The organism is Faecalibacterium sp. BCRC 81149 (assembly GCF_022750605.1).
In the GTDB taxonomy this organism is placed as follows: Bacteria; Bacillota; Clostridia; order Oscillospirales; family Ruminococcaceae; genus Faecalibacterium; species Faecalibacterium duncaniae.
Window position 1 is genome coordinate 439,744 of sequence record NZ_QXJA01000001.1, and the last position, 24,590, is coordinate 464,333.

Genomic DNA, 24,590 nt, shown 5'->3' on the forward strand with positions numbered 1-24,590 from the left:
TTCCTCCTCAAAGCGTAGTTGCATCAAAATATACTCGTAAGTTAGTTTCTTGCGAGTATAATACTTCATCCTCTGCACAAGGTCAAGCAGAACATTTTCAGCGCCACATCACCCCTCTGACCGCACGCAAAACAGGCTCCTGCAAGCGTTTAGCCACTGGCAGGAACCCGTTTATTTCTTAGTGTTTCATCATCCACAGACCATGCAGGTTGCAGTAGGCGTATATTAACACCGACTTTGGGCTTATCGGCAATAAATTTCAATGGCTTTCTGAGCAAATTCTGCCGCGCCCTCTCCCCCGGCAGCGTTGATGTTCTCCGTAAACTCGCCGCCGGCACCGTACATCTGTCCAAGTTGATACAAAATGGGCTTCGTGCAGGTATAGTAATTCTCGGTGATAAAGTCCTGCAGCTTTTTCACCTGTGCCTGTACTGCGGGGTCTGCCGGTTCTCTGGTTTGCAGCGTTCCGAATGCCGCTACGAGCCCCATCAACTGCTCGTTGATGTTGTCAGATTCCTTCTGCGTCCGCCGGGCATTTTTTGCCTCAAATTCCTGATACTCTGTGGTTTCGCCCCACTCTCTCTTTGCACGTTCTGCGTATTCCTTGATCTTCTGTGTGTCAAATGCGTTGAAGTCCATAACGTTTCCTCCTGTTGTCCGAATCTTCTCCGCAAGAGCGATCAACTTTTCCAGATGCTGTTTTTTCAGGGTCAGCAATGTGATCTGCTGTTCCAGTGCCTTTTCCCGGTCAAACTCCGGGTTTTTCAGAATTTTTCGGATATCCTCCAGTGAAAATTCCAGTTCTCGGAACAGCAAGATCTGTTGCAATCGTTCCAGTGCAGCATCATCATACAGGCGATAGCCCGCCTGCGTTCGATGCGTCGGATGCAGCAGACCGATTTTATCGTAATATTGCAGCGTCCGAATGCTCACCCCGGTCAGATTGCTCACTTCCTTGACAGTCATCATTTCGTTTTCCTCCCTTGCGACAAGCTCAGTATACGCTATGACGCAACGTCAGGGTCAAGTGCTTTTTTAGTTTTTTTCGCCGTTTACCACAAGCAGCTCTGCACCGTGGGGATGCCCTCAGCTTCCCATAGCGATGAGCACCAGCACGACCACCACCGCGATAGCGATGAGGCAGCCGCATCCGCTGCCATCTCCCCCGCCGCCGCCATTGTTGTGATTTCCGCCGCCACCGCCGGACGAGCCACCAAAGTTGCGGTTGAAGGCCGTCATGTATTGGGCATAGCCCGTGTCACCTTTGCCGAAATAGCCGTAATCGCCGTTTGCCATTGTGTTTTCCTCCATCCGAAGTGTGTTTTGCTTCTTCTGAGGTCATTTTACTGAAAGAGCTGTCCTATAAACATCTCTTTCAGCATTTTTTGTCATCTCATTCTTCCCCGATGCCCAGATATACATCAATGTCCATGATACCTTCCCCGCTGACCTCCACCAGATCCTCAAAGGGCACTACGGTGTCGCCCACCTGCAGGGTGCGGAACACCGGGTCGATGCGGTCTGCTTTGCCGGTCAGGGTGAGGTAATCGCCTACCGCCGGGATCTCCGGGTGGGCGGTATCCTCCTTGAAGTACCGCACCGTGATGGTCATGCCCTTGGTGACCTGCATCAGCCGATCGGACAGGGCGGACATTTCTTCCTCGGTCAGAATGCGCTTGGTCACACGCTCCGTGCGCTGCTTTTCTGCGGCAAGCTGCTCGTCGTAGCCTCGTAGCGGAGAGAAGGGCGAGAATATCTTGGCACGGTTCTGCAAGGTCATGCGGGGGTGCTTGCGGAGGGATTCTTCGGTCTGGGGGCGTTCCATCTCCAGGATGTCCCCGTACTTTTGGGCGGTCTCCCGCCCGGCCTTGCTATTTTTGTAGTTTTCCATCTGAACCTCCTGCGCTGTGACCGCCGATCTGTGCGTTGCGCTGTCGCATGGTGGCACCTTCTTCGTAGCTGCTGGCTTTCAGCACGGCGTTTTTGCCGTACTTGTTCTTGATGCCCAGCATGGCTTGCTGGAGTTTTTTCTCCTTTTCCAGCTTCTTGGTGTCCGTGAAAAAATCCACCTGATAGATGCCCTCGTCCGGCGTGACCTTATTGGCGTTGATGGTAATGCGCCGCACCGTCAGCGCCGGGTCGGTGATGTGCTCAAACAGCTTTGCACTTTCGTTGATGATGGTGCTGCCCAGATTGGTGGGAGCATCAAACCGGACAGTTCCGTGGGCTGCCTTGGGGATGACCCTGCCGTAGCGGTCGGTCTGGGTCTGACCACGGTAGCCGCCCTTGTCCACGTTCTCCCGGTCGTAGCCTATCTCCAAGGTGATGGATTCGGTCACCAGCTTCTTTTCGGTGAGCCGGAACATCAGAATCTCCGCCATCTCCCGGACGATGAGCTTTGCCTTATCGTTGGGGTAAGGGCAGGTCAGCACCTGCCCCTCGCTGATGCTGTTGGTGCTGGGCTTGTAGCTTTTGATCTCGGCCATGCCGCAGGGCTCATAACCCCATGCGTGGTCGATGAGAATTTCCGCGTCCACGCCGAAAATCTCATACAGACGATCTTCCCCGTGGATAGAAAACCGTGCCAGGTCCCCCATGGTGTAGATACCGTGAGCTTCCAGCCGCTTGGCCGTGCCGGGACCGGTCATCCAGAAATCCGTCAGCGGGCGGTGGTTCCACAGCAGATACCGATAGGACTGCTCGTCCAGCTCTGCAATGCGAACACCGTCCTTGTCCGCCGGGATGTGCTTTGCCACAATGTCCATGGCCAGCTTTGCGAGGTAGAGGTTGGTGCCGATGCCTGCCGTTGCGGTGATGCCGGTGTTGTACAGCACCTCCCGCACCATGGTCATGGCAAGCTCGTGGGCGCTCATGTGGTAGTAGGGCAGATAGCCCGTCACATCAATGAAAACCTCGTCAATGGAGTAGGGGTAGATATCCGCCGGGGACACATATTTGAGGTAGGTCTTGTAGATCTGGGTGGAAACATCCAGATACCGCTGCATCCGGGGCGGCGCAACAATGTAACTCAACCCCAGTGCAGGGTCTGCGTTCAGGGCATTGGCATCAAAAGAGGTGCTGGCAAAGTGGTACTTGCCATCCTCTCCCCGGACTGCCTTTTTCTGCCGGATGGCAGTCTGCAGCCGCTGGGTGTTGACTTCCCGGACACGCTGGACGGCTTCAAACAGCCGCGCTCTGCCGGGTATCCTGTAAGTTTTTAAGGACGGCGACACCGCAAGGCAGATGGTCTTTTCGGTGCGGGAGGCATCCGCCACCACCAGATTGGTGGTCAGGGGGTCCAGATGACGGTCTACGCACTCCACCGAGGCATAGAAACTTTTCAGGTCGATTGCCAGATAGGTGCGCTGCGCTGCCATGGTTCAGCCCTCCTTTGCAAAAGTCACAACTATTTATTTTATTATAATAAATCTTTACGCTGTTTTCAAGATAGAACGGCTATTTTATCTGTGATATAGACAACAAAAAAGAGTGGCAGCATTTCAAGCTGAAACGCTGTCACTCTGTAGGAACTGCGTAATGACTGACGATTATCCTTCTACTTTGACCGTAGCGCGATCGCTCTTTGCGTTTCCATCCGCATCCAGCGTGATATGCACAAAATGTTCCGGCTTATCATAATCCTTTGTCTCGCCGTCATCGGTATAGTATTCATAGGATGCACCATCGGGAGCAAAGGCAAGCAGGCGCAAGTCTGCAAAATCCACATCGGAAACGCTCTGGATCTTTTTGCCGTCCTTGGCAAGGGGCAGAAGGTGTCCCTTGCGCATAAAGAACACCATTTCATCCAGCTCCACCGGAATGTAATGATGGCCTGCTGGCAGCACGCTGGTTTCGATGCGGTTGCTTTCGCTGCACTTTACCCGCACCTGCAGCATCTCCTCCGGCAGATAAACATACCGACCTCGGGCATTTTGCTCATATACCGGGGCGATCAACAGGCTTTCACCGATCATCACCTCATCCTCCACCCGGCGGGCAAAGTCGTCCTCCGGGAAGGCGAACGACAACGGCATACAGTACATGCCGTCGTGCAGAGCAGCCTTCATGTACTCGCTGTAAATGTAGGGCAGCAGCAGGTAGCGCAACTGTAAAATCCCGGCAAAGGCGGCCTTGTTCTTAAAGCGGTAGGGCTCCTGCCGACGGGTACCGTTGGCAGAGTGGTTCCGCAGCAGCGGAGAGAAGATGCCCAAGCCGTACCAGCGCAGCACCAGATCCTCCGTGGTATTGCTGCCAAAGCCGCCAATGTCGGGGCCTTCGTACAGGAAGCCGCACATATTCAAGGAGGGCATCATGTGCAGCGCAAGCAGAATGTGGCTCCACCAAGAATGGTTGTCGCCGGTCCAGATGCCGCCATACCGGTGCATCCCGATGCAGGCAGAACGGGAGTATATCAAAATGCGCTTGTCCGGCTCCAGCCGCTCGAAAGCCTCGCCTGCCGCACGGGTCATGTTATAACCAAAAAGATTATGTACCTTGTCGTGCCGCATACGCCCCTGTTTGGTGTTGTGGTAGAACAGCTTATAATCGTTTTCGTTGTTGGAAAGCTCTGCCACCATGCCGGTAAAAGCACCAAAGCTGGAAATATCCAGGTTTTGCTTGCTGTATTTCTCAATTTGAGCAAAGGTCTTTTTCAGTCTTTCTTCTGCGTAGAAGATAGCAGGCTCGTTCATATCATTCCAGAAGCCCTCGATCCCCTGATCCAGCAGAACTTTATATTGACTGCCAAACCAAGCACGTGCTTCCGGGTTGAGCATATCGGGGAAGTGTACCCGTCCCGGCCACACACCGGCTACAAAGGGGGTGCCATCCTGATTCGTGCAGAAGTAGCCGTTTTTCACGCCTTCCTCGTACACATCATATCCATCTTCGACCTTGACTGCTGCATCGATGATGGGGACAAGATGGATGCCCTGCGCTTTCATCTCGGCGGCAAAGTCTGCAAAACGCGGGAAGCGCTGCGCATCCACCGTAAAGTCCTTGTAACGCTCCATGTAATCGATATCCAAAACCACAGCGTCCAGCGGCATATGATTGGCACGGTAATTTGCCACCACCTCGCGGACCTCGTCCTCGTTCATGTAGCTCCAGCGGCTCTGGGCGTTGCCAAAAGCCCATTTGGGCGGAATATAACTGCGCCCCACCAACTGGCGGAACTGGTGTACAATATCGGTCAGGCTCTCGCCCTCAATGATGTAGAGATCGTAATTTTCCTCGGCCACCGTGATGTGTAAGGTATCCAGGTCAGTGTAGCCGCAGTCAAAGGTGACCTTGCCCGGGTAGTCGATAAAAAAGCCAAATGTATCCTTGCCGGACACGATCATAAAATTATAAGCACCGTACAGCGAGGATTTGCTCTCGGTATGGTTGCCGTCATCGGAGCACTTGCTTTCGTACACCCACCCGCGCTTGTTGATACCACGGACGTTTTCGCCAAGACCATACAGAATATCCTGCGGCTCCATGGCATAGGAGAAACCATCCGGCTCCTTGGTCAGATAGGGTATCGTTTCCATCATGGGCAAAAAAGAACCCACTACACTTTCGGTATCAAACGGTTGACCGTATTGCTTTTTGTAGATCATAGTAAAATATCTCTCCTCTGTTTTTTGAATCGTCACAGTGTAAAACGTACCAACGTATTTCTGATGGACAATTAAGAAACTCTGACATTGGCTGGAGCAATTGGGGCTTCAGCCTATCTGCCGTGGATGCCGATGCGGTCTTTGCTGTCGTTTTCAGCGCACCCTCCACCCGGATCCGCAGATTTAGCTTACAATATAACTAGTATAGTATACTTGCGCAGCGTTTCGATTTCAAGCGCTAATTGGCATTGGCTGTGAAAAAAGAGAGGCCAATCTGCGTAAAAATTTACGCAAGTTGATTCCTGTACTTTTCCACAATCCGGCTATCAGTATAGACAGTCGTCTTGCGATGCGGTATACTCGAATCAGATCAACATTTTCAGGAGGAAAGTCATGGCAGGAGAAATCAACAAGGTCGTCATTGTTACCGGAGGAAGCTCCGGCATCGGACGGTGCACGGCATCCGCTCTGAAAGAGAATGGCTGCATCGTTTATGAGTTCAGCCGCAGAAATATCCCTATGGAGGGCGTCACCCATCTGTCTGTCGATGTGACCGATGAAGATGCGGTCAACGCCGCTGTGCAGCAGGTCATCCAAAAAGAGACCAAAATTGATGCAGTGATCAACTGTGCAGGCTTTGGCATTTCCGGTGCGGTGGAGTTTACGTCCATGGAGCAAGCCAAAGCACAATTTGATGTGAACTTCTTCGGAACGGTCACTGTAAATAAAGCAGTTCTCCCCTTCCTACGCCGTCAGGGGAAGGGACATATTGTGAACATCAGCTCTGTTGCTGCCGTAGCACACATTCCGTTCCAGACCTTCTACTCTGCAAGCAAAGCCGCCGTTTCTTCTTATTCTTACGCTCTTGCAAACGAAGTCAAGCCCTACGGCATCCATGTTACCGTCGTAGAATTGGGTGACATCTGCACCGGATTTACAAAAGCACGTCAGAAAAGCATTCTCGGCGATGATGAATACGGCGGGCGCATCTCCCGGAGCGTCAGTCAGATGGAGCATGACGAGCAAAACGGCATGGACCCGGCACGCATCGGACGGTACATCGCCGGTATTGTGGAGAAAAAGAACCCGGCAGTCGTTTATGTTGCCGGCACACAGTATAAATTCCTGAGCCTTTTGTGCAAGCTCCTGCCCGCCGCAGCACGCGGAAAGATCGTGGGGAAAATATACGGGTAACAGGCGCATCGCTCCGCAAAGCTGCTAAAAGAGGATATGTACGCCGCCCGCAGGCGGCACGCTCTATTCCACCGATGATTCTTGAAGCCAGCCTTTGCGCAACTGATCCAGTGCGTGGGTCTCGAGCCTTGAGACATAACTTCTGCTGATCTGGAGCAGCTGTGCCGTTTCCAGTTGGGTCAGGGGCGGCTGACCCGCCAGACCGTACCGCAGCAGGATCAGCTTGCGCTCCCGGGCGGGCAGGCCCTCGATCAGCCTGCGCAGCCGCCGGGCCTCGTCCTGCCGCTCACAGGCATCCTCCATGCAGAAACCGTCCTGCAGTACATCGGAAAGGGTCAGTGCGCTGTCCTCCTTTCCCGCTTCCAGTGTTTCCTGCAGGGAAACGACCACACCATTTCTGCGCTCCCTGCGAAAATGCATCCGCAGCTCATTTGCTATCCTCTCCCCAGCGCACTTTGGGATGGAAAAGAGAATCCACCTCTTTCGCGCAATGACGCATCTACGTCAAAATGGATTTTTTGGAGCTGAGAGAGCGGTTCCTTTTTTCTGCTTCAGAGGGTGTCATGTGAGGGTTGTGGTCTAACCCCTCTATACATCTTGCAGGTAACTTTGGTAGGCCCCCGCACCACCGTAGAGGCGCAGGCGTTCTACCGTATGTACCACTCTTACGCCGACATCCCGAACCCATGGGACCGTTTGCGTTGGTGCCGCTATGGTCTTGACCTGCTGCAAAAAGAGGTTGCTGCCATGGTGGGCATGGAGGAATGGCTCTATCGGGATCTGGAAAGCGGCGCATTTCACCGCAGCTTTACGCCGGAACTTGCGGACAAGCTCGCTGCCCTTTACGGCATCCCGGTGGAGGACATTCTGGACGACTACACCCTGTTTCTGCACCGGGGCGGCGGAGCCTTCCTCCGCAGATACCGGGAGGCAAAAGGCTGGAACCGTCAGCAACTTGCCGACCACGCAAAGGTCAGCCGGACAAGCATCCGCTGCTGGGAAAACGGACAAAAGACCATCAGTCAGAAGTGCTTTTGCCATCTGGTGGAAAACTTTGGTTCCGATTTTCCATCTATGCTTCGCATGTGAGGTATGGTAATTTTTCTCTGGTCAAACGAAAAAGCCCGTCTGCAAGCCACGATATGTGGCAGCGCAGACGGGCTTTCGTTATGGAATCATCCTGTTTTAATTATCCTGCTATTCGCTCTATCTTACATGGCGTTCCGTAAAACACGCAGTCGTTCTTCAAACGTTGCTTTCCATGCCGGATGCCCGGAGAATACGGCGTGCTCTACCTGACGGACTTGGTTCAGTCCGATGTTCCGCACCGCTTCCACTGCAGCATCTTTTTGGCTCAGATGGCGTTTTCCCACGGTCAGACAGTTTGCGCCTTCTGGCGTGTCGTACTGCTGAAACGCCCGGTTGAAGTCCATCAGGTCATGCAGACGGATGGGCTGATTGGTTTCGTTGTCTACCAGCAGACCCCAATTTTCCCAATGACGGTCGGTATTGCCCACCAGATAATCCAGAATGTTCATCATATAGTAGCCGGGAGCATCCAACTCTAAGATCTTATCCAGCGTATTCCAATCACGGTTTGTGCAGTAGACGTCATAGGCTGCATAGGTCACAAGACTGTATCGCTGGGATGTCATGATTTTGCTGATGGAAACCGGCTCATTTTCAAACATCCCCTGCTCATACAGTACCTGATGGCAGTCAAAGCACCGGCAGATTTTGCTTGCCAGCACTTCACGTTCCACCGCTTCCCTGCCACCATCCTTGTAAAGATAGAAGCCATCCTCTTTTCGCACCCACGCCTTGGGGTACAAGCCGCCCGTAGACAGGTCATTTGCCAGAAGATGGGCGTTTGTCACCGTCATTTGGTGCCCCCGCAGCGCAATATCCACAAGCGCATTGCTTAAGGAGTGTGCAAAAAGGTTGATATCCTCGAATCGAATCTTCTCGTTTTCTTCTTTCACCCAGAACACATCCAGCAAAGACAGACAATGGTAAGATAATGCAATCTGTGCTCGTTCCCTGTCCGTAACACTCTGAGATGCACCGATACTGTTCAGGATTTCCTTGGCGTAGGTGCGATCCAACGTCAACATCCGGGAGGCGCACCAATAGTAAAAGTTCGTTACATTATTGATGCGCTCGTCAAAATCATCCGATTCCACCAGAACCAGATCATAGGGCATGAAATCCTCGAGGCAGACCCTGCATTCCCCTGTCGTGCTGAGTTGTGCCACACAGCTTTCCCGGTGCATGATCTCGTAAAACATGGTTTTCATCCCTCCCTGCGTTCTGTGTCTTGCTCTGTATTTATATTACCTTCTTTTTTCACGGGACGCAAGAGCTTTTACTTTTCAAAAAGCTTTTTCTGCTGCTCCATCAGGACGGTTTCGATACGCTCTTTCAGCAAAAAGTGGAACTGTTTTGCGTGTTACGCAATGTCACAGGATGCCATATTGGCTGCCAACAATCAACAGTTTTGTTGTGTCAGCCGTATTTCAAAAGACTTATGTAACACAAAAAGCCCCACGCTCAACACTGCCTCTGAATCTAACCGTCTCTGGTCGGAGCAGAAAAGCATATGTTGAGCGTGGGGCTTTGTTTATCGGCTCGGCTGCCAGCCGGGCTTTTGGTGTTCCTTGGGTTTGTAAGTTCCTTTGGTAGTATCGATCACCGCCTGCAGCAATTCGAGCTTCTGCCATGTGGGGCAGTTCAGACGGTCGATTTTTTCGATCACATAGTTGGCGTGGGCGGTTGCGACCCGTTTTCCGAGTTCGTCCCATCCCTCTTTCGTTTTGGGGTAATGTACCACCACTTCAATGGGGGCACTCTTTCGCATGGCTCACTCACCTCCGATTACATCGCTATCACCTCATTTTTACGGGTTACTGGTTGTCCGCTATTCGCTGCGGTTTCCGCTCAGAACATTCAGAGCCAGACTGACCAGCAAAGCCATATCAATGCGGAGCATTTCAGCCTTGCTGGCATATCATTATCTGGAAGTACCTGAAGCTGCATATTCAATTTTCAAGGTCCGCCCGGCTGCGGCTCCCGCTCCCTTTCGGAGGTGGGCCGCTGCCGTGACAATAGTGTATCGTACTTTCGAGCAAAAGTTTATGGACTTGTAGTCCAAGTCACCCACCCTCTTAGTCCATATATTGTATACAACAGTCCCAAAAAGCAAAAAAATCCCGCCTGAAAAGCAAAACCTTCGCTTTGCCCTCAGACGGGATGTCTTTCGACACGACTGTTATAAATTCAAAAAAGCTCTTGACCTGCAGTCAACTTTAAGGATTATACTGAACCTGTCAGAAAAATTTTTGCCGTTCTTATGCGGCAGGCATGATGACAAAGGAGAATTCATTATAATGGCCGACCGTCAGAAGTCCCACCGACATGATAGAACACCCTGTTTCCTGCTTTTCTTGCAGTAAGCAGCCCCATCTCATGGAATTTCATCACAAACGTCCGAATGGTTGCATACGCAGCGTTTCGGAAATCCTTTTCCAGCTGCTTTGTGGTAAACTCCTCTGCACCATAAGCAGACAGAACATACTCCCAGAGCAGCCGTTCTTTTTCTGTGATTTTTCCTTCCGCAAGAGCAGTTTGATATACCTCAAGACCAGTTTTCGACGGGACTGCATCCACCTGCAGGCGGTTATAGACCTCATTGCAGAAGTAGAACAGAAAGGGAGTCACATCCGTATAGCCGGAAATCAGAGCATTTCTCTCCACGCGTTCGTAGGCTTTGTAATATGCGTCCTTGTTTTCAGCGATGTATCGGGAAAACGGCGTGAACAGTGCCGCAGGATAGCCCTGCTGAACAAGATACCAGAGGTGAAATAGCCGTGCAGTGCGTCCATTCCCGTCAAAATAGGGGTGGTAGTATGGTGCAGAATGGCAGCCTTATGCAGCTCATTGATGCCGTCATTGGCATTCGCAAAATCGACAAGACATTTCATGGCACCGGGAAGCCGCTCTGCCGGAAGTCCCGGTCTGGGTTCTTCACCGCCCACAATAAAAACCTCGCCATGCCGATAAAAGTGGTTTGGCAGTAATCGATCTTCATCCGGGAGATAATCCCCTGTGCTGATCTGATATAGGTGATGCAGATTCTCCTCGGTGATCCTATTCTGACGATTCGCGATAAACTCCAGTCCGCGCTTCATACCATAGATGCGGGCTTCTTGTTCATCACGAGGGGCATAACCATCGAGGATATAACGGATACTGCTGCGGGTCGAGCGGATACTTTCAATTTGAAAAGTCGCATAAATTTCCTCGGTCATCGCCGACAAACCGAAGTTTTGTCCACTGACAGGGACAGAGAGCAACTGCTTCATACCATTTGTTGAAATTTGCGCGAGGTTCGGCAGGTAAAACAGCTTATTTCCAGAAAAATCAGTCAACGGCAGAGGCTGCGCAAAGTTTTGCCGCAGCAATTCGGCAAATTCTTTGACGCTGACAGTCGAGTACTTGTATTCCATCCGATTGAGTTCAAACAAATGCTTATCTGAAAGCATTTTGGCAAACTGTGCCCCATCCATTCTGTCCACCTCGCAGTTGATACTTATTGATACTATATAGTATCAATATACCGATTCTTTATAAAAAAGTCAACCGAAACAGGCCGAACCAACTTTTTTCCATACTCTCCGTCAAAATTCCCGCGGCACAGCCACGAATCACATCTCCATCGGCTTATTCCCCACTTCGTCCAGATACGCATTCAAAAATTCCGCTGCAAGGCTGTTGGGACGGATGTTTTCTCTGGCTTCCTGCGGGGTGAACCACTTGCAGCGGTCCACTTCGTGGTTGATATGCAGCGCCTTTGCGGTTCTGACGAAAGCCGTAAAGTTGCACATCAGCGTGTTAGACGGCTCAAAAAACTTGGTACGGTTGAACCGGAGGTGCTCTACTTCCAACCCGGTTTCTTCCCGGACTTCCCGCACCACGGCGTGTTCTTCTGCCTCACCGCGGTTCACATATCCAGCCACCAGAATATAAGAGGGCTTGCCGTACTGCTGGATGAGCAGAATTTTCCCGGTTTCCTCATCCACAACAATCATGCTGACCGCCACATTGTACATCGGGAACCGGTATTGCTGGCATTTCGGGCAATAAGGCACAATGCCCTCTTCTTCCAGTTCTTTTTCAATCAATGCCGTACCGCATTCAAAGCAATGCTTCTGAATCATTTTTACACTCCAAACACTGTTTTCGTCAGCCGGATACCTGCTGCCGTTTTGGCATAGGTCCACACGCAGCTCAGGTGCGTGATGTCATGGATATTCCCTTCGGAAAAGGCGATCATCTTTTCCATGATCTGTGCAATGGTCATCATTTGTTTCACTCCCGTTTTTAATACTTAAATGTTCACCTTGATAAACGCGAACTTATTCTTCAAATTTTTTATGACACTTTGGACATTCTTTAGGGATCGGCCTATAACCAACAAGCGAGCAACCGCAATAAGGACATTTCATCATGGTGAGGTGATATACAATACCACCAATAACAGCCATTGCACCGATTAGCAGGCATAGGTTTACTCTGTACTCCTTTGCCGTCATTGCTCCTATTACTGCGAGCAATATTCCTATCATCAAAATGATCCAAGAAATGGCAGCCTGCTTTTGTGGGCTATTGTTTTTCATATAATCACACCCCCTCTACAAATTCCGATTTATCAAATAAGAATTTCCGTCAATTTTTCTCTTGATGTAGCTCGCTTCTAAGAGTAGGAACGAACTGTTCTGTTGCCGGAGACGGACCATTCGGGTCGGTCTCCGGCAGTATTTTTGTTATCGCCTATTAAAAAACAGCCGGAACGACTTTCTGCTGCGCTACATCGATGATGCCGTATGTATTCAGTCTGAGTTTTGGAATGACCGGAAGGCTGACGAAGGCGAGGGTCATAAAGATGCCGATATCTTCCGCTACACCATGTGCCTTGAGGGCATCGTTCAGCGCCTGCATTTTCGCCGCAACGCTCTCTGCGCTTTCGGTGCTCATCAATCCGGCCACCGGAAGCGCAAGTTCTGCCACGACCTGTCCATCTGCCACAAACGCAAGTCCGCCTTTGTTTTTCCGCACGGTGTTGCCGGCCAACATCATATCGGTATCGTTGTCCCCTGCCACAATCAGGTTATGGGAATCATGTGCGATGCTCGATGCAACGGCTCCGCATTTCAGGCTGAAGTTTCCTAAAAAGCCAATGCCCACATGGCCGGAGTGATGATGCCGCTCAAAAACGGCCAGTTTTACGATGTTGTGTTCCGGGTCCACACCGGGAGCTTTGCCCGGATGCCGTTGGAACGGGATGATTTTTTCCTCCGTAAGCAGCTCGCCCCGGTTCAGGCAGATGACACGCTCCTGCTCCCCGCTTTCCCGAAGTTCCAGGTCCTGCAGTGTGATCTCATCCAGATCAAAGGAATCCATAACGTGGGAAAATCTCACACGGTCGATGTCAAGCGGTGCGAGTTTCAGCGTTTTTCCGTGCTCGGCCACCAGCGTGCCATTCTTGTAAACCTGTTCGACCGTAAAGGATTCCAGATCAGGAACCACAACCAGATCTGCCCGGTACCCCGGTGCCACGGCACCGTGCTGCTTGAATCCAAAATACTGTGCCGGAACCAGCGTTGCCATTTTGACGGCCACTGCTGGGTCTGCGCCCAGCCGGATTGCTTTACGGATGTTGGAATCGATGTGTCCGCTATCCAGCAGGTCACTGGGGTGCTTGTCATCCGTCACCAGCATGCAGCGGCTGCAATAAGGCTCCCGGAACAGCGGCATCAGGGCCTCCATATTTTTGGCAGCCGTTCCTTCCCGGATCATGATGTATTGTCCGAGCCGGAATTTTTCCATGGCTTCCTCAATGTTGGAGCACTCGTGATCAGACTGAACGCCTGCCGCAATATAAGCATTCAGATCCTTATCGCTCAAGAGCGGTGCGTGTCCATCCACGATCTTTCCCGCTTCGGTGCAGTCGCGGATCTTCTGCAGGATCTTCGGGTCACAGCGCACCGTCCCGTAGGCATTCATCAGTTCCGCAAGCCCCAGCACGCGGGGATCGCCGTAGTAAGGCCGGAGCTGTTCTGCGTTCAGCACCGCGCCGGATTCATCCAGATCCGTGGCCGGCACACAGGAGGGCAGCATGAAATAAACCGAAAGGGTCAGATTTTTTGTCGTTTCCAGCATAAAATCCAAGCCTTCCAGCCCCGCAACGTTCGAGATCTCGTGTGGGTCTGTGACCACCGCAGTGGTACCGTGGGGCAGCACTGCCTGCTCGAAGGCCGGACCACAGAGCATGGAGCTTTCGATGTGGATATGCCCATCGATCAGGCCCGGGCAGACATATTTGCCGTGCAGATCAACTTCTTTCCGGCCATGATACGTGCCCACGCCCACGATCGAATTTCCGCTGATGGCAATGTCAGCGGTGTCGATCTCATCGGTAAACACATTGACGATTCTGGCATTTTTCAAAACCAGATCGGCCAAAGCATCTCCTCTGCCTGCCGAGATCCGGCGTTTCAGCTCATCAGACTGCATAGAAACATCTCCTCTCTCTGAAGTTCGATTTTCTCACCTGTGGATTGGTTCTGCCCTTATTCTACCACGCCTTGCCGCTGCGGAAAAGATGTCGGGAAACAAAAATGGCCCCGGAGGGCTTGTTACAGCTCTCCGGGACCACTTTATGTGCGTGTGTGACTTGGCGCAGACCGTCAGCACTCCACTGCCACCTTGATCACGCCGTCCCGTTTCTTTTCAAACAGCTCGTAGCCCTCTGCGATCCGGCGCAGGGGGTAGGTGTGGGTGATGAGCGGTTCGGTATCGATCTTGCCTTCTGCGATGAGATGCAGCGTTTCTTCACAATCGCAGCCGTCCACGCCGCCGGTCTTAAAGGTGAGGTTTTTGCCGTACATTTCCGGCAGCGGCAGGGTCTGTGCCTTATCGTACAGTGCCACCACCGTCACAATGGCGTTGGGCCGTGCACACTCCCATGCCAGCCGGAAGGTGGAGTCTGCCCCTGCCACCTCCAGCACCACATCGGCCCCGCCGTGGTCGCTGTGGGCACGCACAAAGGCGGCGCAGCCCTCCGGCTGCACGGTGAGCACCTGCGGGTAGTGCCGACGGATGAACTGCAGGCGGCTTGCGTCCTTTTCACAGACGATGATGCGCTTGGGGCTGTGCAGCATGACGCACAGCAGCGTGCAGATGCCAGTCGGCCCTGCACCGAGGATCAGCACGGTATCCTCGGGGGTGATTTCCGAGATGCGTGCCGCCCAAAAGCCGGTGGCCAGCACATCGCCCACCAGCAGCGCCTGCCGATCGGTGACGCCGTCCGGGATCTTGTTCAGTCCCTGATCCGCAAAGGGCACCCGGACATACTCCGCCTGCCCGCCGTCGATGCGGCAGCCCGGGGCACGCTGCCGTGCTTAATGTGCAGGTCGCTGGAGCAGATGCTGGCAAGGGTCACCTTTACAATGGCGTCCCGCTCGTGCTGCAGCACCGGCTTTGGTTTTTCCATCAGGGCAAACGTCCCCTCTGAAACATAGGTATAGGTCAGCATGCTTTTTACCTCCATGCGCTTTGATATTTCCGGACTTGAGTATACCACGCAGCTCTCCGCCGATCAGATCTTGGGCTGATACTGCATGCTGGACACATTGTAAATGGTAACAAAAGCCTTGGGGTCTTCCCGGTTGATAAAGTTCATCAGCTTCTGATATTCGCTCTTGTCCACGATGGTAATGATCTCGTTGTGCTTTTCCAGATTGTATGCACCGATGGCCTCGTACATGGTCGCACCGCTGTGCAGGTCATGGAGGATGAACTGACGCAGCGCCTCCTCTTTTTCGGTGATGATGCAGACGCGGCGTTTGATGCTGCTATCAAAGATGAAATGGTCCAGCACGATGCCGTTGAAGTAAGTACCGAGGATACTCAGCACCACGGTCTTTTTATCGTAGACCAGGGCCGCGGAAAGCGCCACACACATTCCCGACAGAGACATGGCTTTTCCCAATTCCATGTGCAGGTACTTGTTCATGATCTTTGCCACGATATCCAGCCCGCCGGAGGATGCATTGCGGTTGAACAAAATACTCAGCCCGATGCTGACCACCAGAATATAGCACAGCACGTCCAGCTCCTGACTGCCGGTCATCGAGCCGAACTCCGGGAACAGCTTTTCAAACAGCCCCAGAAACACCGGCAGCAGCACACTGGTGTATACGGTCTTTGCGCCAAATTCTCTGCCGCAGGTAAAGAACCCGATGATGAGAAGCACGACGTTCAGGATCATCGTAATGACCGACAAGGGCAGCGGCACAAAATTGGACAGCACGATGCCAAGGCCGGAAATGCTGCTGACGGATGTATGGCTCGGCACCAGAAAAAAGAAAACGCTCGCCGCAATGATCGCCACCGCCCCGGTCAGGACTGCCGTCTCCCTCAGGACTGCGCCGGTCTTTCCTTTTACATCACTCATCTTTGTCCCCCTAAAATCAAATTTGTTTCACCGATTTCCTCATCTTTGTCGATGCGGACAAGGAGCTTACCGCCAAAGCGTTTGTATTCCATAGTGAAGTACCTCCATAAATTCCGAGTTGCCGTTCTCAGTATACCATGATTTTCCCTTGCGGAAAAGATAGCGAAACAAAAATGCCCCCGGAGAGCTTGTTGCGGCTCTCCGGGGGCATCTTATGTGCGTTGTGCTTTGGCGCACACGACCGGCGTTTTACTCGATCTCGATCAGGTTCGGGTTCTCAGGCAAAGCCTTCGTCTGCTGAGGAGCAGGCAGCTCGATGTACAGGACACCATCCTCGAACTTTGCGTGGATGTCTTCCTTCTTCACATCGCCCACGTAGAAACTGCGTGCGCAGGTGCCGGAGAAGGATTCGCGCCGCAGATAGCGGCCATTCTTATCCTTTTCGTCGTTGCTGTGGCTGCGCACTGCCTGAATGGTCAGGTAGCCGTCGTTCAGATCCATCTGAACGTCTTCCTTCTTGCAGCCCGGCAGGTCAACCGCTACTTCGTAGCCGTTGTCCGTCTGTTTGACATCGGTCTTCATCATGTTTGCACCACGCTTACCGAAGGTGCCACGAGCCTCACGGTTCATCATACGTTCCAGTGCAGTGTCATTCCAGAACGGATCGAAGAAATCATCGAACAGGTTTTCATGGAAAACAGTCGGCATAAGCATAAATCATTCCTCCAATCCCGGCGTTCGGGTCGGGTAAAAAATCTTTATGTTGTTTATTCGGAAAGGCTTTCCGGGGAGCCGCTCGATCACCTTGCGGCTCTCTCTTTTGCCCTTCCTCCTGAGCACGCCATAGTTATAGCACCGTTTGTTAGCAGTGTCAATAGTAGAGTGCTAAAATTCATAAAAGAATAATACTTTCATAAAATCCCATGCAATCTTTTCAAAATTCAGTCGCATCATCGTGTTTTTATCATTTCTGCCGGTACATCGGCGTAGACAGATATTTCATGCCGTTGTCCGGGACGATGACCACGATGTTCTTTCCCTGATTCTCCGGTCTGCGGCCCACCTGCACCGCTGCGTGCAAAGGCGATAGACTGGTTTGCGCCTTTCCCTCCAAAGCCCCGCTGCATGGACTTGGCTGCAAGGGTCTCTTTGGGCGCGAGAAAGTGCTCGACCTCATAGGTATAATCGTAGTTGAGGGAACCAAACGAAAGGATTTTCATGGTATATCTTTTTTACTCCATTCTATGAATCACCGCACCCAGCCATCGGCACAGGGTATCGCCTGCCTGATTTGCGATCTCCAGCACGCGGGCGTGGCTATGCTTGACCGTCTGGATGCCGGTGGCCATGTTAGTGATGCAGCTGACGGCCAGTACCTTCATGCCCATGTAGTTGCAGACCATGGTTTCCGGCACGGTGCTCATGCCCACGGCATCGGCTCCCATCCCCGCAAAGGCGCGAATTTCAGCCGCCGTTTCATAGCAAGGGCCCATAAAGCCCATGTAAACGCCCTCCTTGTAGGCAATGCCCAGTTCATCGGCGGTCTGCTTGGCAAGGTTCCGCAGTTCCAGACTGTAAGGTTCGGTCATGTCCGGGAAGCGGGGGCCGAAGCGCTCATCGTTGGGGCCAATGAGGGGGTTCGTGCCCATCATGTTGATGAAGTCGGTAATGAGCATCAGGGTGCCCGGCGCAAACTCCCGGTTGATGCCGCCGCAGGCGTTGGTCAACACCACCTTTTCCACGCCCAGCAGCTTGAACACATAGAACGGGTAGCAGACTTCCTTCATGGAGTAGCCCTCATAGAAATGGAAGCGGCCTTCCATGGCGTAGACTTCCGTGTCCCCCAGCTTGCCAGCCAACAATGCGCCTTTGTGTCCTGCCACCGTGGATACCGGGAAGTTGGGGATATCCTTGTAGGACAGTTCTTCCGTGTCCGTAAAGTCCGCGGTCAGCTTGCCAAGGCCGGAGCCCAGCACCACCGCGATCTTCGGGCGCTTTTTCGTGTGCGTCTTGATATATTCCGCACTTTCCAGTGCCTTTTCATAAAGATGTTCCATACCATTCTCTCCTTTTCCCCAAAAATTCGATATACTCTCTGGGTTCAGTATATCGGATTTTTCAGGCCGATGCAAGACACCCTCCATCGAGTCTTATTAAAAACCAAGGAGCAGATACTTCACATCACGAGTGTGTTGTATCTGCTCCTTGGTTCTCCGAATGTCTTATCTCTGGCCGATGTTCCACCGAAACAGCTCATATCTTTCCCGGATATCCTCCGGCAGACGTTTCAGAGTCTCGTCCCGCAGTTCCTGCGGCATCCCGTAAAAGGCTTCGGCAATGCCGCCGGTGATGCAGGCAAGGGTGTCGCTGTCGCCGCCCAGAGAAACTGCATTGCGAAGTGCATCCTCAAAACTGACGCTTTCCAGAAAAGCAATGATTGCTTCCGGCACAGTTTCCTGACAGGTCTCCACATGATGATAGGTCGGGCGTATCTCATCGCAGGTGCGGTTCAGGTCATAGCCGAAGGTCTGCTCCACATATTGTTTGATTTCCGGCTTGCTGCGGCCGGTACGGGCCAGAAAAATCACTGCCGCCGTGGCCTGCGCGCCTTTGATGCCCTCCGGGTGGTTGTGGGTGACTTCGGCGGTCACTTTTGCCATTTCCAGCGTTTTGTCCAGCGTATCGAACAGCCAGCCCGCTGCCGACACCCGCATAGCCGAGCCGTTGCCGAAACTGCCATAGGGATTCGGATTTTCTGCGTGTAGCCACCGGCGGAACATCCCGCCGTAACCGGCATGGGGGTATTTTTCTCCCCAATATTGCATCTCGCTCTTTGTTTCTTCAAATGTTCTCTCCGGGATGCCCTTACCTGCAATCAATCCCCGTGCCACCGCAACGGTCATGACCGTATCGTCGGTGAAGTGCGATTTCTCGCTCAGCAGCGGAAAATCCTTGTGCTTGTAATTGTTGTGGTCAAATTCATAGGGACTGCCCACGATGTCACCCAAGATTGCTCCTAACATGGCTGTTTCCTCCCTTACCTATGATGCCGCTTCTGGAAATCAGCTTCGATTTGTTCTTTCCACTCTGCGCCGATGGTGTCCTGCTCCAGCCCGCCCATGGAACCGCTGCGGTCCAGAATGAAAACAAGCTCGGTAAGATTTTTCTTCATAATAAATGCCCTCCGTTTTGTGGTGTATCGCTTTCGTTGGCAAAAGGATACCACAAACCGGAGGGCAAAAGGTCAACGGGCAGGCGACAAATCACGCACCCAGCTGTTCCTGATCGTATTCAAACAATAGCGTATTGACCTGATTGATGTTATAGATTTTGTGTTCCAGACAGTACCGCACGATCCAGTCCCGCTTGGAGCCATCCGAAAAGGCATAGCCCGCGCTCTTGAGCAGGTCGATGGTTTCATTTTCGGACAGGTGCAGCCCCACCGCAAAGGCCAGCACCGTTTTCTTTTTGGGGTTGTAGTCGCGATTGCACTGAATTTTGGAGAAATGCTGCCGGGAGATGTTGGACTGCTTGTACACGGTGGAGTCTTTCAGCCCCCGCTCGTCAATGAGCCGCAGCAGACGAGTGGTGAAGCTTTCACCGAGATTATCCATCAGGCTTTCCAGACTGCGGGCTATCCTGGGTGCCGCGGCGGGTGCCGGAACCGCACCTAGCATCGGCACGGCGGCATCTTCTTCCAGAAGCCTCCGCCGCTCTGACAATTCTCTGCGCCGACGGCCAAATCCGTAGCTTTCATCGTTCTGTGCTACATAGTGGTCGTCAATGTACTCCTCCACCGAGGCGAACAGCTTCCGGCTCACGGCCAGCGAGCCCCGGTCGTAAAGCACCAGATACACGGTAAGGTCGTGCTCCATGACGTACTGCGTGATGGTGTCCACCGCAATGCGGAAGGCCTGTTCTTTGGGGTAGCCATAGTTCCCGCTGGACAGCAGCGGGAAAGCCACGCTTTCGCAGTGGTACTTTGCGGCTAATTTCAGTGCAGAGTGGTAGGCACTGGCTAATTGTTCTGCTTCACCGAACGCGCCGCCGTGCCACGCTGGGCAGACTGCATGGAAAACGTACTTTGCCGACAGCCCGAATGCCGGAGTACACACGGCTCTGCCCAAATCGCAATGGCCGATGGCTTCGCAGGAAGCGGTCAGCTCCTGCTCCCCTGCCGCCTGATAGATGGCGCGGCTGGTGCCGCTGCCCTGCAAAAGGTTCCGGTTGGCCGGGTTGACAATGGCATCCGCCGCCACTTTGGTGATGTCATTGCGGATCATCAGAAACGGCATGGTGGTTCCTCCCTCACATGGTTTTCTTCATCCTATCACATCCGATGGGGCGGTGCAAGGGGTGCTCTTGTTTCCTGTCCGCGCAGCTATTATAATAATAGGTACCGAAAGAAGGTGAGCTTCCTGCACGACATCTGGAATCCATGGCACGGCTGCGTCAAGTGCAGCGAGGGCTGCCAGAACTGCTACATGTATTTTCTCGACCGGATGCGGGACCAGAACGGAGCCGAGATCTACAAAACGAAAAGCGGCTTTTTCTACCCGCTCCAGAAAGACCGCACCGGACACTACAAAATCCAAAGTGGTGAGCAGATCCGGGTCTGCATGACCTCGGATTTCTTCTTGGAAGAAGCCGACCCGTGGCGGGCTGAGGCGTGGGGCATCATGCGCCAGCGCAGCGATGTGGTGTTTTTTCTGCTCACCAAACGGCCGCAGCGGGTACGGGAGTGCCTGCCGCCGGACTGGGGCAGCGGTTGGGACAACATCTTTTTCAACGTCACCTGTGAAAACCAGCGCCGCGCCGATGAGCGCATTCCCATTCTGTTTGACCTGCCCTTCAAGCACAAGGGCATCATGTGCGCGCCCTTCATCGGACCGGTGAGTATCCGGCAGTACCTTTCCGCCGGGCAGATCGAGCAGGTCATCTGCGGCGGCGAAAACTATGATGGTGCCCGCCCCTGCAATTTTGATTGGGTCAAGTCTCTCCGGCAGGAATGCGTGGATGCCAATGTGACCTTCTGCTTTATCGAGACCGGCACCGTGTTCATCAAGGACGGCAGGCGCTACCACCTGCCAAACAAGCAGCTGCAAAGCCGAATGGCCTGTAAATCCGGCATGAATTTTCAGGGCAGGCCCATTCATTTTGATCTCGTGGACGACTGGGGCTACCCCATCCCGCAGGAAGATTTATATACGCCCCATTTCCGCGCAAACTGCGAGACCTGCGGCAGCAAGTTGATCTGCAACGGCTGCAGTGACTGTGGAAAATGCTTATAAAATAAAGGAGTTCTATCAGGAATCAATACAAATGAAATTTATGGCTGATCTAGTGTGCAATTTCGTCCGGCAGCGGGCGGAAACCGATGCAGGTCAGGGTCATGCCTTCTCCGTTTTCATCAAATTCTTCCGGCTCCAGCTCGGTGTGGCAGGCATCCCGGATAAGGAAGAAGTCTTTGTTTTCCACAAGGCCCAATTCCTCGGCAATTGTTTTTGCTTTCAGCAGTTGATTGCGGTTCTTTGCCCCGCAGATAGTTTTGGTAAAAGAGCCATCGAACCATTCTTCATAGGTTGCTTTCTCCAACATGATTTCTGCCCGATAGCCGGTAATTTCTCCGTCTTTCTCGATGGGTTCCACGCCCTGTCCCATGCCGATGGGGTCGGTGAGGAACGCCAGCGAAGCGTGGCAGCACTGCGCCGCCAGCTTACCGGGAGACATCTGCAGGTCTTTTCGGGCAATGATAAGTTGACGCATTTTCTCTCCTTCTTACGACAGCTTGATCTTCAAATCTGCCAACAGATTCACCGCTTCCGGCAGCGAAAATTTCGCATCTTTCAGGCGGCTGCCCAGAATGTCCACCTTATAACCGGCGGCATCCCGGAAATCCGCCTTGCGCAGATCACACTGGTAGAACTCCGTTTCGTGAAGTTCTACACCCTTGAAATTCGCCAGCTGCATCTCGCATTTGGCAAACATGGAGCCGACGATCTCGTTTCCGCCTGAAAAGTTGAAGCGGTTGAGGTTCATTTCGGTGAAGGTGTTATATTTCAGACTGCACTCTTTCAGCGTGTGGATAGGGTCCGGGAAGGCACCGTTGGACATCAGCGGTGCCCACTCAATTTCATTCAGGCGGCAGTCCTCAAAATCCAGCGACTGCACCGAAGAATGAGTGCTGCGCAGACCTGTGATCTCACACCGCACGAATTTGCACTCATTCAGCGTGGTATGATCCAGTTCGCATTTGGTAAAGGAGCAATCCACAAACACGCAGTCGGTAAAGTCGCAATCCTCAAAAGCCTCCTCGGTGAACGACAGGTCAGCAAACCGTTCACCCTCACAATAACGCTCTGTCATAAAATTCTCCTGTCAGCGCAGTTCTTCCAGCAGAGCCGTGCAGCCTTCCAGCACATCCTGCCAGGTAGCTTCAAAGTCCCCGGTATACCATGGGTCGGCCACATCGCCGGGGCGGCGGGTATGGTCCATCAGCAGAGACACTTTATGCTCCGGGTCGCCGCCCACAAAGCGCGCCATATTGCGCAGGTTGTTGTGATCCATGGCGATCAGGTAATCGTAGGTTTCGTAATCCCTCCGTGTCATCTGCCGGGCGGTTTTACCCTCGCAGGAGATGCCGTGCTCGGCCAGCTTCCGCCGGGCGGGCGGATAGACCGGGTTGCCGATCTCCTCGGTGCTGGTGGCGGCGGATGCGATTTCAAATTTATCAGAAAGCCCGGCTTTGACCACCAAGTCTTTCATTACAAATTCGGCCATTGGGCTGCGGCAAATGTTGCCGTGGCAGATGAAAAGCACTTTCGTCATGTCAAAATATTTCCTTATATCGTATCATTTTGAATTTTGCACACATGCGTGCAAAATTCAGTTCTGCTTCAAGAACTCCCGCAGCACATCCTCTGGGCGGGGTGTATGGTTCGGGTACTTTTCCCGCAGCGGTGCGGCGGCACCATCCATAATGTAGGGCACACCCACAATGTCCAGCATCGACACATCGTTATAATTGTCGCCAAAAGCCATCACATCGGCAAGGTCGATGTCCAGAGTTTTGCAGATGCTGCGCACACCGATGCCCTTATTGGCAAAGGTGGTGTCGATCCAGTACGGCCCTGCCACAGCGCAGTTCGCCTCTTTCCATCGTGGGACAAACCGCTCCGTGTAAGATTCTACGCCTTCGTGCAGATACACCGATACTTTTGTGATCTCCTCCGGCACCTCGGAAGGGTCATGGATGATTTGATAATTGTTCCCGATGAACTGGATGCGCTGGAGCATTCCCATGCCCCGCTCCATCAGGTAGGCGGTGTTCTGGCCGGAAAGCATCACTTCGCCCTGCCCGTCGCTGCGGGTCCACAGGTCGTTGGCGATTTCTTCGGCCAGTGCACGGGGCATCGGGTTCTTGGCGATGCACTGTTCGTCTTTATAGATTACGCCGCCGTTCTCACAAAGAAACACACAGCAGTCCGCCACCGGCGCAAAGAGCTTGCGCAGGCTGGTATACTGCCGACCGGATGCCGGGCAAAACAAAATACCGCGCCGATGCAGCTCCCGTATCTGTTCAAAGATCTCGCCTTCCAGCTCTTTCCTGCCGTATTGCAGCAGCGTACCGTCAATGTCGCTGCAAATCAGTCTGATTGACATTTTCCGTCCTCATTTTTCAAGATAATTTTAGGCAATTCCCCGGCATCCAGAACACGGATGCCTTCGTCCATCAGCATCTTGGCAAAAACACCCTGTCCGGGAATCTTTGTCCCGGAAAACGTTCCGTCGTAGATTTCCTTCACGCCGCAGCTGGGACTGCGGGATTGCAGGATGGCAAGCTCCACCCCATTTTCTTTTGCAATGGCAAGGGCTTTCGCTGCACCTGCCCGGAACTCCCGGTCCACATTGATGCCCTCTTTGTTCGTGACAACGCCCTGCACGATTTCCGCCGGGCACCGCGGTGTGGGCAGGCCGCCCAGCACCTCCGGGCAGACCGGAACCACCTGATGCCCCCGCGCAAAATCGCAAACCGCCTGATTGTAATTGTTTCCGCCGCTGTATTTGCAGTTTTCGCCCAGCAGGCAGGCGCTGACCAGAATCTTCATTGTTGCGCGCTCCGTTTTTCAGATACTGAATCTTTTACCTATTCTACCACGCTTTTGGGCATTGAAAAAGAGGATTTTGCTTTTCCTATCCCCATACCGGGAGGTCCGCCGTAATCTTTTCTAATTCCTGTGCAAGAAACGTCAGTCTTTCCCTCAGATGGTTGTTATGCG

General features: G+C 52.9%; 29 protein-coding genes and 1 pseudogene. 3 read left to right on the top strand and 27 right to left on the bottom strand.

Features of this window, described 5'->3' with window-relative positions:
* Nucleotides 1-243: 243 nt before the first annotated feature.
* The 5 genes from D3F01_RS02125 to D3F01_RS02145 all read right to left on the bottom strand — a co-directional run bounded on the left by D3F01_RS02125 (nucleotide 244) and on the right by D3F01_RS02145 (nucleotide 5,603).
* Nucleotides 244-969, bottom strand: a complete 726-nt coding sequence (locus D3F01_RS02125; protein WP_242885769.1) for a MerR family transcriptional regulator — start codon at nucleotides 967-969, stop codon at nucleotides 244-246.
* A gap of 117 nt (nucleotides 970-1,086) precedes the next feature.
* Nucleotides 1,087-1,296: an HFLK protein gene (locus D3F01_RS02130; protein ID WP_158398056.1), complete on the bottom strand. Its 210-nt coding sequence runs from the start codon at nucleotides 1,294-1,296 to the stop codon at nucleotides 1,087-1,089.
* A 97-nt stretch (nucleotides 1,297-1,393) separates the two neighbouring features.
* On the bottom strand, nucleotides 1,394-1,891 hold the full coding sequence (locus tag D3F01_RS02135; protein ID WP_242885771.1) for a hypothetical protein: 498 nt from the start codon (nucleotides 1,889-1,891) through the stop codon (nucleotides 1,394-1,396).
* Nucleotides 1,872-3,377: a DNA methylase gene (locus D3F01_RS02140; protein WP_242885773.1), complete on the bottom strand. Its 1,506-nt coding sequence runs from the start codon at nucleotides 3,375-3,377 to the stop codon at nucleotides 1,872-1,874. The genes D3F01_RS02135 and D3F01_RS02140 overlap by 20 nt, the downstream gene beginning before the upstream one ends.
* Before the next feature lie 171 nt (nucleotides 3,378-3,548).
* Nucleotides 3,549-5,603, bottom strand: coding sequence for a TIM-barrel domain-containing protein (locus D3F01_RS02145; protein WP_242885775.1), 2,055 nt, complete (start codon nucleotides 5,601-5,603; stop codon nucleotides 3,549-3,551).
* A 393-nt stretch (nucleotides 5,604-5,996) separates the two neighbouring features.
* Between D3F01_RS02145 and D3F01_RS02150 the strand changes: the two genes are divergently transcribed.
* Nucleotides 5,997-6,797 carry an SDR family oxidoreductase gene (locus D3F01_RS02150; protein WP_242885778.1) on the top strand — a complete coding sequence of 267 codons (801 nt, stop codon included), beginning with the start codon at nucleotides 5,997-5,999 and terminating at the stop codon, nucleotides 6,795-6,797.
* Between the two features lie 63 nt (nucleotides 6,798-6,860).
* Here D3F01_RS02150 and D3F01_RS02155 read toward each other — a convergent pair whose 3' ends face one another.
* The gene (locus tag D3F01_RS02155) at nucleotides 6,861-7,217 is read right to left on the bottom strand and encodes a sigma-70 family RNA polymerase sigma factor (RefSeq protein ID WP_097770677.1); all 357 of its coding nucleotides are present in this window, start codon (nucleotides 7,215-7,217) and stop codon (nucleotides 6,861-6,863) included.
* 189 nt (nucleotides 7,218-7,406) lie between these two features.
* On the opposite strand from D3F01_RS02155, the gene D3F01_RS02160 reads away from it, so the two are divergent.
* On the top strand, nucleotides 7,407-7,886 hold the full coding sequence (locus D3F01_RS02160; protein ID WP_242885779.1) for a helix-turn-helix transcriptional regulator: 480 nt from the start codon (nucleotides 7,407-7,409) through the stop codon (nucleotides 7,884-7,886).
* Nucleotides 7,887-8,008: 122 nt separating this feature from the next.
* Here the strand turns inward: D3F01_RS02160 and D3F01_RS02165 are convergent, their stop codons facing one another.
* The 16 genes and pseudogenes from D3F01_RS02165 to D3F01_RS02235 form a co-directional block, all read right to left on the bottom strand.
* Entirely contained in the window at nucleotides 8,009-9,085 is a 1,077-nt protein-coding gene (locus D3F01_RS02165; RefSeq protein WP_347567984.1) for a hypothetical protein, read from the bottom strand.
* Between the two features lie 332 nt (nucleotides 9,086-9,417).
* Nucleotides 9,418-9,654, bottom strand: a complete 237-nt coding sequence (locus D3F01_RS02170; protein ID WP_005922522.1) for a hypothetical protein — start codon at nucleotides 9,652-9,654, stop codon at nucleotides 9,418-9,420.
* Nucleotides 9,655-10,178: 524 nt separating this feature from the next.
* Nucleotides 10,179-10,550, bottom strand: coding sequence for a hypothetical protein (locus D3F01_RS02175; protein WP_242885783.1), 372 nt, complete (start codon nucleotides 10,548-10,550; stop codon nucleotides 10,179-10,181).
* A complete protein-coding gene (locus tag D3F01_RS02180) occupies nucleotides 10,532-11,362 on the bottom strand; it encodes a hypothetical protein (RefSeq protein WP_242885784.1) in 831 nt (276 codons plus the stop codon). The genes D3F01_RS02175 and D3F01_RS02180 overlap by 19 nt, the downstream gene beginning before the upstream one ends.
* 138 nt (nucleotides 11,363-11,500) lie before the next feature.
* Entirely contained in the window at nucleotides 11,501-12,013 is a 513-nt protein-coding gene (locus tag D3F01_RS02185) for an NUDIX domain-containing protein (RefSeq protein WP_005922551.1), read from the bottom strand.
* A 2-nt stretch (nucleotides 12,014-12,015) separates the two neighbouring features.
* Nucleotides 12,016-12,159 carry a hypothetical protein gene (locus D3F01_RS02190; protein ID WP_223385157.1) on the bottom strand — a complete coding sequence of 48 codons (144 nt, stop codon included), beginning with the start codon at nucleotides 12,157-12,159 and terminating at the stop codon, nucleotides 12,016-12,018.
* A 52-nt stretch (nucleotides 12,160-12,211) separates the two neighbouring features.
* Nucleotides 12,212-12,472, bottom strand: a complete 261-nt coding sequence (locus D3F01_RS02195; protein ID WP_117477486.1) for a hypothetical protein — start codon at nucleotides 12,470-12,472, stop codon at nucleotides 12,212-12,214.
* A gap of 157 nt (nucleotides 12,473-12,629) precedes the next feature.
* Entirely contained in the window at nucleotides 12,630-14,369 is a 1,740-nt protein-coding gene (gene ade, locus D3F01_RS02200) for an adenine deaminase (RefSeq protein WP_242885785.1), read from the bottom strand.
* A 173-nt stretch (nucleotides 14,370-14,542) separates the two neighbouring features.
* Nucleotides 14,543-15,405 (bottom strand): annotated as a pseudogene (locus tag D3F01_RS02205) (zinc-binding dehydrogenase).
* 48 nt (nucleotides 15,406-15,453) lie between these two features.
* Entirely contained in the window at nucleotides 15,454-16,311 is an 858-nt protein-coding gene (locus tag D3F01_RS02210) for a YitT family protein (RefSeq protein WP_112115323.1), read from the bottom strand.
* 249 nt (nucleotides 16,312-16,560) lie between these two features.
* Nucleotides 16,561-17,025: an Hsp20/alpha crystallin family protein gene (locus D3F01_RS02215; RefSeq protein ID WP_242885786.1), complete on the bottom strand. Its 465-nt coding sequence runs from the start codon at nucleotides 17,023-17,025 to the stop codon at nucleotides 16,561-16,563.
* A 236-nt stretch (nucleotides 17,026-17,261) separates the two neighbouring features.
* Complete coding sequence (locus D3F01_RS16000; RefSeq protein ID WP_347567985.1) at nucleotides 17,262-17,531, bottom strand: PfkB family carbohydrate kinase; 270 nt, start codon at nucleotides 17,529-17,531, stop codon at nucleotides 17,262-17,264.
* Nucleotides 17,532-17,543: 12 nt separating this feature from the next.
* A complete protein-coding gene (locus tag D3F01_RS02225) occupies nucleotides 17,544-18,368 on the bottom strand; it encodes a purine-nucleoside phosphorylase (protein WP_242885787.1) in 825 nt (274 codons plus the stop codon).
* 165 nt (nucleotides 18,369-18,533) lie between these two features.
* The gene (locus tag D3F01_RS02230; protein WP_242885788.1) at nucleotides 18,534-19,334 is read right to left on the bottom strand and encodes an ADP-ribosylglycohydrolase family protein; all 801 of its coding nucleotides are present in this window, start codon (nucleotides 19,332-19,334) and stop codon (nucleotides 18,534-18,536) included.
* Nucleotides 19,335-19,348: 14 nt separating this feature from the next.
* Entirely contained in the window at nucleotides 19,349-19,483 is a 135-nt protein-coding gene (locus tag D3F01_RS15905; protein ID WP_255536305.1) for a hypothetical protein, read from the bottom strand.
* 91 nt (nucleotides 19,484-19,574) lie between these two features.
* The gene (locus D3F01_RS02235) at nucleotides 19,575-20,606 is read right to left on the bottom strand and encodes a macro domain-containing protein (protein WP_242885789.1); all 1,032 of its coding nucleotides are present in this window, start codon (nucleotides 20,604-20,606) and stop codon (nucleotides 19,575-19,577) included.
* 114 nt (nucleotides 20,607-20,720) lie between these two features.
* Between D3F01_RS02235 and D3F01_RS02240 the strand changes: the two genes are divergently transcribed.
* Nucleotides 20,721-21,602: a DUF5131 family protein gene (locus tag D3F01_RS02240; RefSeq protein ID WP_347567986.1), complete on the top strand. Its 882-nt coding sequence runs from the start codon at nucleotides 20,721-20,723 to the stop codon at nucleotides 21,600-21,602.
* 49 nt (nucleotides 21,603-21,651) lie between these two features.
* Here D3F01_RS02240 and D3F01_RS02245 read toward each other — a convergent pair whose 3' ends face one another.
* Genes D3F01_RS02245 through D3F01_RS02265 form a run of 5 tightly spaced genes read right to left on the bottom strand, consistent with a single transcriptional unit; the run spans nucleotide 21,652 to nucleotide 24,419 of the window.
* Entirely contained in the window at nucleotides 21,652-22,077 is a 426-nt protein-coding gene (locus tag D3F01_RS02245; RefSeq protein ID WP_242885791.1) for an aminoacyl-tRNA hydrolase, read from the bottom strand.
* 12 nt (nucleotides 22,078-22,089) lie between these two features.
* Nucleotides 22,090-22,677 (bottom strand): pentapeptide repeat-containing protein, encoded by a 588-nt coding sequence (locus D3F01_RS02250; RefSeq protein ID WP_242885793.1) that lies wholly within the window; start codon nucleotides 22,675-22,677, stop codon nucleotides 22,090-22,092.
* A gap of 12 nt (nucleotides 22,678-22,689) precedes the next feature.
* Entirely contained in the window at nucleotides 22,690-23,139 is a 450-nt protein-coding gene (locus D3F01_RS02255) for a low molecular weight protein-tyrosine-phosphatase (protein ID WP_242885795.1), read from the bottom strand.
* Nucleotides 23,140-23,196: 57 nt separating this feature from the next.
* Nucleotides 23,197-23,973, bottom strand: coding sequence for an HAD family hydrolase (locus D3F01_RS02260; RefSeq protein WP_242885797.1), 777 nt, complete (start codon nucleotides 23,971-23,973; stop codon nucleotides 23,197-23,199).
* Complete coding sequence (locus tag D3F01_RS02265) at nucleotides 23,958-24,419, bottom strand: DUF523 domain-containing protein (protein WP_005921352.1); 462 nt, start codon at nucleotides 24,417-24,419, stop codon at nucleotides 23,958-23,960. Before D3F01_RS02265 ends, D3F01_RS02260 begins: the two co-directional genes overlap by 16 nt.
* Between the last annotated feature and the right edge of the window lie 171 nt (nucleotides 24,420-24,590).